This is a genomic window from Desulfonispora thiosulfatigenes DSM 11270 (assembly GCF_900176035.1).
GTDB lineage: Bacteria > Bacillota > Peptococcia > Peptococcales > Desulfonisporaceae > Desulfonispora > Desulfonispora thiosulfatigenes.
Genome location: NZ_FWWT01000008.1, coordinates 132858 through 146085 on the forward strand (window position 1 = coordinate 132858; position 13228 = coordinate 146085).

General features: G+C 32.0%; 9 protein-coding genes and 1 pseudogene. All 10 read right to left on the bottom strand.

The annotated features are described in order from the left end of the window. Window positions 1–60: 60 nt before the first annotated feature. A complete protein-coding gene (locus B8965_RS02445; protein ID WP_084052283.1) occupies window positions 61–867 on the bottom strand; it encodes a histidinol-phosphatase HisJ family protein in 807 nt (268 codons plus the stop codon). Between the two features lie 75 nt (window positions 868–942). Beyond that, window positions 943–3122: pseudogene (locus B8965_RS02450) on the bottom strand (DNA topoisomerase III). Between the two features lie 189 nt (window positions 3123–3311). Further along, on the bottom strand, window positions 3312–3818 hold the full coding sequence (locus B8965_RS02455) for a hypothetical protein (protein ID WP_084052284.1): 507 nt from the start codon (window positions 3816–3818) through the stop codon (window positions 3312–3314). Window positions 3819–3881: 63 nt separating this feature from the next. Further along, a complete protein-coding gene (locus B8965_RS02460) occupies window positions 3882–4547 on the bottom strand; it encodes a DUF975 family protein (RefSeq protein ID WP_084052285.1) in 666 nt (221 codons plus the stop codon). Window positions 4548–4574: 27 nt separating this feature from the next. Then, window positions 4575–4808 (bottom strand): hypothetical protein, encoded by a 234-nt coding sequence (locus B8965_RS02465; protein WP_084052286.1) that lies wholly within the window; start codon window positions 4806–4808, stop codon window positions 4575–4577. 216 nt (window positions 4809–5024) lie between these two features. Next, complete coding sequence (locus B8965_RS02470; RefSeq protein ID WP_084052287.1) at window positions 5025–8456, bottom strand: pyruvate carboxylase; 3432 nt, start codon at window positions 8454–8456, stop codon at window positions 5025–5027. Between the two features lie 94 nt (window positions 8457–8550). Then, window positions 8551–9210, bottom strand: coding sequence for a sulfatase-like hydrolase/transferase (locus B8965_RS12900; RefSeq protein ID WP_084052288.1), 660 nt, complete (start codon window positions 9208–9210; stop codon window positions 8551–8553). Then, complete coding sequence (locus B8965_RS12905) at window positions 9198–10361, bottom strand: LTA synthase family protein (protein WP_084052289.1); 1164 nt, start codon at window positions 10359–10361, stop codon at window positions 9198–9200. Before B8965_RS12905 ends, B8965_RS12900 begins: the two co-directional genes overlap by 13 nt. A 169-nt stretch (window positions 10362–10530) precedes the next feature. Then, entirely contained in the window at window positions 10531–11460 is a 930-nt protein-coding gene (locus tag B8965_RS02485; RefSeq protein WP_084052290.1) for a VgrG-related protein, read from the bottom strand. A gap of 60 nt (window positions 11461–11520) precedes the next feature. Next, on the bottom strand, window positions 11521–13152 hold the full coding sequence (locus B8965_RS02490; RefSeq protein WP_159446252.1) for a stalk domain-containing protein: 1632 nt from the start codon (window positions 13150–13152) through the stop codon (window positions 11521–11523). Window positions 13153–13228 lie beyond the last annotated feature (76 nt).

Sequence of the window (13228 nt, forward strand, 5' to 3'; positions counted from 1 at the left end):
TACATGTTTATATTAATATTAATCTACTGCTTTGTCAACACTATTTTTAAATTTTCTTTCTTAAATACTAATAAAACTTGGTTTTCTTGCTTTAAACTTTGTTACTTTAGTAAAACCTATGTTTTTTAATTCTTGGGTCGCATTTTTAAAGCCAGCACACAAATCCCGTGTATTATGAGCATCAGAACCTAAGGTAAGAATCTTCCCCCCTAGATCATGATACTTTTCTAAAATACCCTTTTGGGGATGCATATCAGCAAGATTATATCTTATTCCTGAGGTATTAAGCTCTATACCTTTATCTTTTTTAATCACTAACTTTAAGATTTCATCAATTGATTCTTGAAATTCTTCATATCTTAAGTCTTTATTTTTGAAATCACCATATCTAATAATTACATCTAAGTGTCCAAAAATATCACAGTTATCAAAATTTTGGACGCAGTTTTTTACATTTTCTAAATAACGAAGATAGCTTCCTTTTTGCGTTTTTCCTTTAAAGAAATCTCCTGTATATAAATCTAGGCCATCACAGATATGAATAGAACCAATCACAAAATCAAAAGGATAAGACTTTATTAATTTATCTATCCGCTCATTTAAATGAGGCTGATAGCCAACTTCTACCCCCATTAAAATCTCTATTTCAGGATATCGATTTTTTAATTTTGCCATTTCCTCCATATACTTATCATAGTTAACTTCAAATAAAACTCCATCTATGTCGGGATAATCGTAATCAACATGATCTGTAAAGGTTATTTCTTTTAAACCTAATTCTATGGCTCTTTTGACCATGTTTTCCATTGAGGTATTACTATCTGGTGAAAAATCCGTGTGAACGTGTTGATCAATTAATACTTTCACATCTTACATTCCTTTCTGCTATATTTATTATACAATGTGTTATAAACCGGGGTATTTTATTTTACTTTGTTTTATTTAATCTAATTTAAGTTTAGCAAGGGCCTCAGCCAACGCTGGATTTGCTAACTCCTCTTCTTGCTTATGAAGATACTTAGAAACATCTTTTTTGGACACCTTTGTATTTGCCTCTTTTTTCTTTCTTTCATTAAAAATATCTAGTTTTTCTTTATAACCACATGGACACACAAATATCTTTCCTTGACCTTCACCTCTAAGTTCAAGTTTTTTACGACAGTTTGGACACCTAGCATTTGTTACTTGGCTTATCCCTTTTTTAAAGCCACATTCTCTATCCTGGCAAACTAACATTTTACCTCTTTTACCATTAACCTCAAGCATAGGTTTACCACACTCAGGACATTTGGTTCTTGTAATATTATCATGTTTAAATTTTTGCTCACTATTTTTAATTTCTTTCACGGCCTGCTTAGTATAATCTTTCATTTCAGTAATAAAGTTATTTTTACTTAATTTTCCTTTAGCAATTAAATCTAGTTTTTGTTCCCACTCTGCAGTTAAAGCAGGGGTTTTTAAACCTTCTGGAACTAATTCTAAAAGCTGCTTACCTTTAGAGGTTATATGAATAGACTTACCCCTTTTTTCGATTAAAAAGCTATTAAATAATTTTTCAATAATATCCGCCCTTGTAGCTACTGTTCCAAGCCCTCCAGTTTCGCCGATAGTTTTAATTAAATCCTTACTTTCTGTGGACATATATTTCTTGGGATTTTCCATCGCTGAAAGCAAATTCCCTTCGTCAAAATATGCTGGCGGCTTAGTTTCTCCTTGAGTTTTAGTAAGACTTTTAATTTTAAAAATATCGCCCTTTTCTATCTTTGGGAGCCTTTGTTCTCCGTAATCGTCTGCCTTTTCTTCGATTTCACCTTTTTTATATACCTCTTTCCAGCCTTCCTTAAGCACATTTTTGCCCTTAGCCATAAAGGTCTCTGCTCCGATAGTGGCTTTAATAACTGTTTCTTCATATTCAAAAGGTGGGTATAATACGGCAAAAAATCTTTTAATTACTAAATCATAAATCTTGCGTTCATCATTATTTAAGATACCCGGCACAACCACTTGTTCTGTCGGAATAATGGCGTGATGATCGGATACCTTGCTATCATCGACAAAAGACTTACTAGCTTTGATCGGCTCTTTTAAGATTTTAAAAGCAAATTTGGAATATTCTAAAACGCCACATGCCTTAACTCGCTCGAGTAAAGTAGACACAATATCCGCTGTAAGATAACGGGAGTCTGTTCTTGGATAAGTTAATAACTTATGCTGTTCATATAATTTTTGCATTATAGAAAGGGTTTCTTTTGCCGAAAAGCCGAAGAATTTATTGGCATCTCTTTGTAACTCTGTTAAATCATATAATCTAGGTGCATAAGTTTTTTATAATTTTTAGTAACTTCTATTATCTCGGCATTTTTATTTTTTAAACTTGCTAATAATTGATCACATTTAGCTTCGTCAAAGGTTTTAATATCCCCATTTTCTTTATTCTGCCAGGTTAAATTAAAATTTTCGCCCTTAGCTAATAGACCATAAAATTTCCTTGGTTTAAAATTTTTAATTTCCTCTTCCCTGGTATTTATTATTGCTAGCGTAGGTGATTGTACTCTCCCACAAGAAAGCTGGGCATTATGCTTACAAGTTAAAGCCCTCGTTGCATTAATTCCTACTATCCAGTCTGCTTCAGCCCTCGATATTGCGGAGGCATATAAGTTTTCATACTCCTTGCCATTTTTAAGTTTATTAAAACCATCTTTTATTGCTTTATCCGTAACAGAAGAAATCCATAGACGTTTAAGTGGTTTCTTTACCCCTGCCTTTTCTATTATCCATCTAGCAACAAGCTCTCCCTCACGCCCCGCATCAGTTGCTATAACTATTTCTTTTACATCTTTTCTTTTCATTTGTGCTGCAACTGCAGTAAACTGCTTGCCTGTTTTTTTAATAACAACAAGCTTTAAGTCCGACGGTAACATAGGTAAATCTTCTATTTTCCAGGAAGCATATTTTTCTCCATAACTTTCTGGATCAGCTAAAGTAACTAAATGACCCAGAGCCCATGTAACTATATGTTTATTACCTTCTAAATACCCATTTCCTTTTTTATGACAATTTAAAACTCTAGCTAAATCTCTTCCAACCGAAGGTTTTTCAGCTAAAACTAATATTTTATCCATATCTAAAGTCTCCTCAATACTTCATTATTTGTAGGTTCTATCTTAATTGTACATTTCATTTTCACATATTGCCAATATAAATACAAAAAAAGAGCCTAAATGAACTGGCTCATGTAAAGTAGACAGATAATTTAATTTTAACAATTATAAACCTTTATTGTTGCTTTCCTTGTTACCATTAATTCACTCTTAACCTTCCACTTTCTTTTTTCCCCAGGGTTTATATATAGAGATGAAAATGACAACTACTAATAAGGACATTTGCACTGCTCCAAGGTATAAATTCATTTGACTATTATGTAAATATGTAAGATTTTGAAGGGCAGCACTTCTTTCTAGATCTACAATTTTAATCGCTTCATTTAGCCAAGGTCCTAAAAAGAAAGAACCAAATAAAATTTGCGCTACTGTAATAATATATTTAAAGGTTATCCATTTGAATTTGAAAAATCCCCATCTGGTAAAAATAGAATAAATAATTCCTGTGAGTAGAGTGCCCATAGCGGCTGGGATAATAAGATAATCATCAATAATTTTCGTAGCCAGGTTCATAGCATACAGTTCATCACCATTAGTAATACTTCCTTTAAATAAACCTAACATAAATAAAGAAATACCTGCCCCAAGCCATGCACAGACAAAAAAAAGATGGATTCCTTTAAGGGTCTTTGTTCCTTTAACTCCTAATTTAGCCATTGCATTTCCTCCTTATTTTAATATATTTTATTCAATTTCACCTAATAATAAAATTCTCACAAACTAAAGGCTTTTTAGTTCTTCATAAAAGTGAGCTTCTGTTGCTTTTAAATAGGGAATAAACCATAAAAATCCGATTCCTACTGTAAGTAGACAAAGTATAAACCAGCCTGCAAAACTTAGCCACAGAGTCAATAGCCTCATTTTATGCCCTATCATGATTTTTGTACTTTGAGTTATCGCTTCTAAAGCAGATAACTCAGGATTATCATTTAAGATATAATAAGCCATCGAATATCTAAGGGCGGCTATAATACCGGGAATGATAAATAAAAGTGTCCATAAAATTATGAAAATAGTTGTCACAATATCCAAAACAAATGTTTTTAAAAAGTACGAAAGTCCTGAAAATAAATCCATAAATTCTGGTTCTGTTTCTCTAATCAACTTGAGAAAGAAACTAGCTACTCCAAAAGCAATGGGTCCTCCTAAAATTAAATTTATAATATTACCTATAGAAGTAAAGGAATAATTAATAAAAAATGAGCCATTACCAAATTTGAATAATTCTGTAGACTCTCGCGTGGTATTTCCAGACGTAAAGGCATCAGCTAATATCCAGGCTACAAAGCATACTGCTACGGCCAGAGACCACTTGCCCGCTAAACTATCCCTAGCTAACTCTCTTAGCTCCGAGGGCTCTTGTAACCTTTTAGTTCCGATGTGCATTTATTTTTCACCCCTTCTTAATAATATCTACTCCCCATTATTAAGTACGTGTAAGAGAGCCTCCATATGCCTGCATTTAAAGTGTTTATTACTTCTAGAGCGCCACTGATAAGTACAACATTCACAACCTGTGGTCGTAGCTTCTAGCTCCCATCTACAGTCTATATCTACTACCTTAGCACTTGTTTTACTGGTTAAAAATACAATGACATCGCCTACTTCATACGGTTCAAATAATTTTACTTCTTTTTTTGCTGACATAATATTTCCTCCTTTTAGACAATTAATATTAGAATATCATATTTCAAAGGGTAATAACCAGTTTTTAGTCTGATTTTTCTCCTATATTATATATTAATAAAAATTTCCCATCTCTGAAAACACAGAAAAAAGCCGGGTAATGGCACTTTTAAAGTTTCCATTAGCCGGCTTTTATTCAATTTAAAACGTCCGGATTTTAATCTTATTTATTATATATTATTTTAACTTCATTAATAATTCGCCAGTTTTTACTTGTTGCCCTTCTTTTACCAGAATGGAATCTATAGTACCGCTAACATTAGCAGTAATATTTGTTTCCATTTTCATAGCTTCAATGATAATTAAGCTTTGCTTTTCCTTTACTTCATCGCCTTCTTTTACCAGAACTTTTAAAACTGTTCCTGGAATACTAGTTCCCACTTCCATATTGTTCTCTGGATCAGCCATCTGAATTGCATGCTCTGGCACGGCAATTTTCGAAGCATTATCATGAATTTTAATTTCTCTCCTATTACCATTTACTTCAAATGCTAATGTTTTATTGCCCTCTGCATCAGTACTTCCAATTTTTAAAAGTTTTGTAATAAGGATTTTTCCTTCTGCTATTTCTAGTTCACAAGTCTCCCCTTCAGAAAGACCATGGAAAAAGATATCACTACCGATACGACTTAAATCACCATATTCATCTAGGTACTCCATATACTCTTCATATACCTTAGGATATAAGGCATAACTTAAAGCACTTTTTTGATTTGCTTTAGAATGATGATATTTATCTTTTAAAAGCTTTTTAATTGCATCTAGATCCTCAGCAGGGATAATTTCACCTGGTCTACATGTGATAGATTCTTGACCTTTTAATACTAATTTTTGTAATTTAGGTGGAAATCCTCCTGTTGGTTGACCAATCATACCTTTAAAATAATCAACTACTGAATCAGGAAAGGCCATATCTTTACCTTTATCGTAAATATTTTCTGAGGTAAGATCATTTTTCACCATAAATATCGCCATGTCTCCTACTACTTTTGAAGAAGGAGTAACCTTTACAATATTGCCCATCATTTCATTTACTGTTTTATACATTTCTTTTACTTCATTAAATCTATAGCCAAGTCCAAAGCTTTCTACCTGACCTTTGAGGTTAGAATATTGACCTCCTGGCATTTCATTAGTATATATTTCTGCTGTGCTAGATTTTAAATCTGATTCAAATTTATAATATACCGGTCTTACGTCACTCCAATAATCAGAAATTTGTTGAATTCCTTCCAAGTTTAAACCTGTGTCTCTTTCAGTATTTTTAAGTGAAGCTACTACAGAGTTTAAGGCCGGTTGACTAGTAAGTCCTGACATGCTATTAAAAGCAGTATCAACAATATCTACACCCGCCTCTGCTGCCATGAGTACGGTTGCAACACCATTACCTGTTGTGTCATGAGTATGAAGATGAATAGGCATACCTACTTCATTTTTTAAAGCTTTAATTAATTTAACTGCAGCATAAGGTTTTAATAATGCAGACATATCTTTAATAGCTAAAATATGAGCTCCAGTTTTTTCAATTTCTTTTGCCAAGTTTACATAATAATTCAAAGAATATTTATCTTGTTTATCATCTAATATATCACCTGTATAACAAATACAAGCTTCAGCAATTTTTCCTGTTTTTAATACCTCATCAATGGCTACTTCCATACCTTTTAACCAGTTTAAAGAATCAAAAATTCTAAATACATCCATACCACTTTGAGCTGATTCTTTAATAAATTCTCTAACGACATTATCAGGGTAGTTTTTATACCCAACAGCATTAGCTCCACGAATTAACATTTGGAATAAAAGGTTTGGCATCCTTTTTCTAAGTTCCTCTAATCTTACCCAAGGAGATTCTCTTAAGAATCTATACGCTACATCAAAAGTAGCTCCCCCCCACATTTCAACTGAGAATAAATCTTTTGCTAAAACAGAAGTAGGTTTTGCTATTTTGATCATGTCTCTTGTTCTCATTCTTGTTGCCATTAATGATTGATGTGCATCACGCATTGTATTATCAGTTAAAAGGAGTTTTCTTTGCTCTTTAATCCATTTAACTACGCCTTCTGGACCTTGTTCTTCTAATATTTGTTTAGTTCCACGAAGTTCAGCAGGTTTCTCTACACTTGGGATAATTGGTACATCAAATTCTCTTTTTATGCCATCTGTTTCATTAACAACTTTTTCTCCGAGAAACTTTAATAATCTAAGTTCGTAATCTCTTTTTGGTTTAATATTTAATAACTCAGGATTATTACTAATAAATCCTGTATCACAGTCACCCTTTTTAAATATTTCATGGTTTAAAACGTTAATAATAAAGGCTGCATTAGTCTTAATACCATTTACAGTTAATTCTTTTACAGAACGAACTGCTTTTCTTCTCGCATCATCAAAATCTCTACCTTGTGCACTTACCTTTACTAATAAGCTATCATAATATGGACTAATTACAGATCCTGCAAAACCTTCAGCCCCATCAAGCCTAATTCCAAAACCAGAACCAGAGCGATAAACATCAATTCTACCTGTATCAGGAGCAAAATTATTAGCAGGGTCTTCAGTTGTTACCCGGCACTGAATAGCATATCCTCTAGGTTTAATATCTTCTTGAGAAGCTAACCCGATTTCTGGCGAATCCAGTCGATATCCCTGTGCAACTAAGATTTGAGTTTGTACTAGATCAATACCTGTTACCATTTCAGTTACTGTATGCTCTACTTGAATTCTTGGATTCATTTCAATAAAATAATGATTTCCATGAGCATCTACTAAAAATTCAATTGTTCCTGCATTTCGATAATTAACTGCTCTTGCTATTTTTAGAGCATCTTCACAAATTGCTGTTCTTTGTTCATCAGTTAAACATAACGAAGGCGTAAACTCGATAACCTTTTGATGTCTTCTTTGAATAGAGCAATCTCTTTCATGCAGGTGCACTACATTACCATACTTATCCCCGATAACTTGCACCTCTATATGTTTAGGCTTTTCTAAATACTTTTCAATAAAAATATCATCAATACCAAAAGCCTTTTTTGCTTCACTTCTAGCACTGTTAAATTCATTAATTAGATCTTCTTCGCGAGTTACGATACGCATTCCACGACCGCCACCACCAGCTGCTGCTTTTAACATGACTGGATAACCACAAAAACCTGCAAATTCTTTAGCATCTTGTTCTGATTTAATTGGTTTTTCAACGCCTGGAATAGTAGGCACACCTACTTCTTTGGCAACAATCTTAGATTTAATTTTATCTCCTAATTTATCCATCATAATATGATTAGGACCGATAAACTCTATTCCTGCTTCTTCACACTTTTTTGCAAACTCAGTGTTTTCTGCTAAGAATCCATAACCTGGATGAATAGCATCTACACCCTTTTTAAGGGCTAAATCAATAATTTCTTCTATGCTTAAATATGCTTCAATTGGACCTTGATTTTTACCAATTAAATAAGATTCATCTGCCTTAGTTCTAAAAAGAGAACATTTATCTTCATTAGAATAAATAGCCACTGTTCTGATTCCAAGTTCTGCACATGCTCTAAATATTCTAATAGCAATTTCACCTCTGTTAGCTACTAAAACTCTTTTAAAATTACGCATAAATCCACCACCTTGTACCAATATATATAAAGTCCATCATATATTTAATTTATGTTTCTTTCAATATCTTAACGTCAAGTATACAATATTTCGCCTAAAAATCTTTATTTTCCAGCTCTATAGATTTACCCGTTTTACCTTTTAGGACTTCTTTATATAAATCCTTTTTCAAAATATAATTTGACTGCTCGATTTCCTTATAAACTCTTTCGAAATCTTTACGACAGCTTTCTACATCTACGGGTTCTTTCGTGATTCTATTCCAAGCTCTTCCATTTTCAAAAATTCCATCTTCAGACATACAAAACATTATATCATCTTTAATGAATGAACCTCTTGGCATATACATTTGCTCTAAAACAAAATTATTATCTGTATTTAATAAATCATGACCATAAATATAAGGATTAATATTTTGTATTCCCATTAAGTTCAAAATAGTAGGCATTAGATCTACCTGACCTCCATTGTTTTCAGGCTGCTCATTAATATCTTCCCCAGGAATGTGTATTAATAACGGAATATTCATCATATCTTCATAATCATAGTCATACCCTAAAAAGTTACTCACGTTTTTATAGAATGAATCATCATAAACACTTAAACCAAAGTGGTCACCATAAATTACAATTATAGAATTTTCATAAAGTCCTTTAACTTTTAAATCTTCGATAAATTCTCCTATTACTTTATCTACATAATGAGTAGATTGTAAATAGTCACCAAAAATATTGTTTTTATCTAATTTTTTAATTTAATTTTTTGTTCTTCCATCGGCATAACATATGGATTATGACTCGTTAATGTTACTAAAAAACTATAAAAGGGTTGTTTTTCTTTTTCTAAATACTCTAAAGATTGCTTAAAAAACTCTCTATCACTTAAACCAAAACCAATGATTTCATTATTATCAAAATCATCTTGACTGATAAATTCATCAAAACCTTGATTAGGATATGCTGCTGCGCGGTTCCAAAAATCTTTTTTGTACGCATGAAAAGCAAGTGTCTTGTAGCCTTCATCTTTTAATATCCATGGTAGCCCATAGTAATAATTATCTTTGTATAGATCATAGGTCTGGGCATAAATGTTAGGATGAAGAGCATTATTACTTATAAATTCAGCATCTGAAGTATTAGCAAGTCCTACTTGTTGGTAATAGTTTTTAAAATAAATTGTATCTCCTTTAATTAATTTATTTAAGTTAGGGGTAAGCTCTTGCTTATTGTATTTGGCATTAATTAGCATATTTTGAAAAGACTCTACTTGAATTATAATTAAATTCCTACCTTTAGCCACTCCATGCAGTTTAGAATTTTCATCTGATGTAACTAGCTTTTTATTTTCTAAATCTTTAGCAATACGTGCATCATTTAAATTTTGCTCAACTAGGATATTATAAGCATTTTTTACATGGTACGTAAAAAATTCTTGATTACTTATCTTTTGCACCGAGGTAGCTTGCAAGGGATCAATGATTAACAAACTAATAATCACCATATTTAGAGCAAATGCTTTTATAAAAACCTTTTTCTTATAGGTATCTTTTTGAATAAAACGCGATAAAAACAAATCTAAAAATAATAAAAAATACGTAGGTTTAATTAAAAGCATAATAGTTTCTGAAATATCTGATAATTGACCAATCTGTTTAAAAGAACTAAAGCTTAAATATTGATTATAATAATTCATATAAATAACATCCACAAACATTAAAAAAGAAATTATAAAATTAACCAGCAAAAATGTCTTTTTAGAGGTAATTGTATATATTAAGCTAATAAAAAATACACTCGATAATAAAATTAAAACAAGGCTAACCTTATTTCCTAGTAGATAGTAAAACAAGGTAATCTTCGCCAATGCCATTATTAATACATACTTATTTTTAAATATATCTAACATTTTAGCCTCCTTACTGTTTTATTACTATGATAGCACAAGTTGAAAAGATTTTTAAACCTTTAAATATTCCCTTTAATTTAGGTAAAAAAAAGAAACCCTATATAATTTAAAGTGTACTCTTTGTAAAGGACATTTTAAATAAGGATCTCTTTTAAAAATAACCAAATATTTAGCCTAACCCCTTATCTAACATATTAAGGGCGTCAATCTTTTCTTTAGTAAATCTATTATAGACGCTTCTTTTAATTTGTGGCGAACTACTTTTAAAATATATATCTACCTTTTGTCGTTCATTATATAAAGAGCTAATAATCGTGCGATCATCTTTTTGTAAATTTAGTTTAGAAAAAATTGAAACCGCTCCCCCTACCCCATGTTGCACGGCAGTAGAAAATAAACTTTCTCTTAATGCTTCACTTCTTTGATTAATATCAAAACCAAAACGTGACTTTAAAGAATTAGCAGCCTGTTCATAAAAGGCATACTTAACATAATCATGCTGAGCCTTTAAAAATCTGCTTTTATCTGTTTTAGCTATCGAAGACCAAGCATGATCAAAATTAAGCCCAGGTTTACCACCATCTTTTATTTTAGAACTCGATAGTGTAGCATAAATATCTTGGTGATTATTCTTTAACCAATTAATAAAAGAATCTAATGAACCCATTTTAGAGGAAAACTGCCACGCACCATAGGATTTGCCGCCATGATCTCCAGGATTATTGGCAATAGCACCTGGATTAAGGTTGGATTCATATTTAGACGACATAGAACCTAATCCCCCTAGACTACTAGTTTGATGGGCTTTATACCTGGACGTATATGCAGAAGGATTAATAATTGCACCACTTTGATGAACCTTATGCATTGCATTTAATGAGCTTTCTGTATCTAAGTTATTAAGGCTCGCAAAAGCAGTTAATAACGAGTTGGTTACTATATCACTACTATCCTCTTTAATAATTTGATTTAATAATGCTTGAAACATAAGACTTTCTGCTACTTTTACCTGATCCTTGTTATTCTCAGAATTAGAGTTTATTTTTGCATTATAACTATTTACTAATAAATTATTCACTTCATTTGTAGATACTGACATCTCTATCTCCCCATTTTACCTGACTAACTTGGCGTAAGTCATGCATTTGCAGTTCTTAATTCAATTTATACTCTCTTTCTCATTCTTGAAATCAACTGGATAATCTTCTACCCACTGACCACTATAAATTATATTATTGTTTGGATCGTAAAGTGCCCCTTCACCTTGCATCATATCATTTTGCCAGTGACCTAAATATAGTTCTCCATTAAACCATTGTTGTTTTCCTTTACCTTCTCTTTTACCATCTTTAAAAACTCCTTCATACATATCTCCATTGGACCAAAACATAGTACCTTCTCCATGTGGAAGTCCCTTTTCTACTTGCCCGTAATAAACTTTATTAAGATATGATATTTCTTCTCCAAAAACTGGAATGACAGCTACTACTTCAGACTTTGACGACTCCGTACCATTTGCATCAACAGCGGTTATATAATAATACCTTTTATCGGTCTTTTCCTGAACATAAGGTAAAAAATACGGCTCAGTTAATAAGGAAGTTTTGTTATTAAAAATTATTTTCTCAAAACCTGTGTCCTTCTTATCACTTGTATAAACATAGAAACCAGCTATGTCGTTTTCATAATTAATTTCCCAAGTAATTATATGGTCAAATATTATATTGATGTTTAGTGGTGCATCAGGTAGCGCAGTTTCCCCTCTAGGTTTAATTAAGTCTCTAAGCTCAATATTTAAATTATTCTTTAAAAAAGGTTTTATGTCATTAATCGGAATAGCTAAATTTATATTTTGCCCAGTACTAAAGAATGCTGATGTAATCCCAATAACCTCGCCGCGATTATTAATCAGTGCCCCTCCACTACTACCTTTAGATAAAGGTGCAGTAGTCTGTAGAAACATTTGACCTGCAAATAAGCGCTTGCTATTGCTTATTAGTCCTTCGCTAACAGTATTAGGAAGACCCAACGGATTACCAATAGCAATAACTCTATCCCCTGAACTAACTCTACCTGAATCGCCTAACTTTACACTAGCTAATTTATCTGCATTTATTTTTAAAATTGCAATATCCCGGTACTCATCATAATTTAGAATATTTGTAACTGTATGCTTTTTGCCGTTTAATAGAATCACATCTATTTTAGTTGCGCCCTTTATTACATGATAATTGGTCACAATTTTACCAGAGTCTTCAATAATAAAACCACTGCCTGATGCAAATAAATCTCCATGAGTATTATATGCTTCAAGAGACACAATAGACTCTTCAGATAATTTCACAATCTCTCTAGGCTCAAAGGTTTTATCAATTCTTACTATTCTAGTTTCATCTAACCAATCAACTTTTGCGCCTAATGCCTCACTTATAAATCTAAGCGGTACTAACACCCTACCCTCCGTGATTACTGGGGGCTGATCAGTTGGAATATTTCTACCATTTAAAACAAGATTAATATTCTTTTTATTATCCTTATTAGAGACCTCTGGATAATTATAATTATTTGTGCTAATAAAAACAGTTTGTTTTTCACCATTCCATTCTACATCAGCTCCAAGATTTTCACTAATAGCCCTTACTGGAACCATAGTTCTCCCATTAACTATTATAGCTGGTTTATCCGTCTTAATTATACTTCCATTTATTTCTATGCCAATTTCCGCTTGTGCTAATGCGCTTGTTGGTAATAGTAAAAAAAGTAATAGTAATAAATATTTTGTGTATTTCATCTCATCCCGCCTCATTGTAATCGTTTATTTATATAGAAAAATTAGCTTACTCTCTAATTAAAGCTGCAAATCCCTG

What these genes read in the sequence shown, in the direction of transcription:
- B8965_RS02485 (WP_084052290.1), bottom strand. Translation starts at nt 11,460, where the DNA reads ATGTCAGTATCTACAAATGAAGTGAATAATTTATTAGTAAATAGTTAT.
- B8965_RS02490 (WP_159446252.1), bottom strand. Translation starts at nt 13,152, where the DNA reads ATGAAATACACAAAATATTTATTACTATTACTTTTTTTACTATTACCA.
- B8965_RS02460 (WP_084052285.1), bottom strand. Translation starts at nt 4,547, where the DNA reads ATGCACATCGGAACTAAAAGGTTACAAGAGCCCTCGGAGCTAAGAGAG.
- B8965_RS12905 (WP_084052289.1), bottom strand. Translation starts at nt 10,361, where the DNA reads ATGTTAGATATATTTAAAAATAAGTATGTATTAATAATGGCATTGGCG.
- B8965_RS02470 (WP_084052287.1), bottom strand. Translation starts at nt 8,456, where the DNA reads ATGCGTAATTTTAAAAGAGTTTTAGTAGCTAACAGAGGTGAAATTGCT.
- B8965_RS02465 (WP_084052286.1), bottom strand. Translation starts at nt 4,808, where the DNA reads ATGTCAGCAAAAAAAGAAGTAAAATTATTTGAACCGTATGAAGTAGGC.
- B8965_RS02455 (WP_084052284.1), bottom strand. Translation starts at nt 3,818, where the DNA reads ATGGCTAAATTAGGAGTTAAAGGAACAAAGACCCTTAAAGGAATCCAT.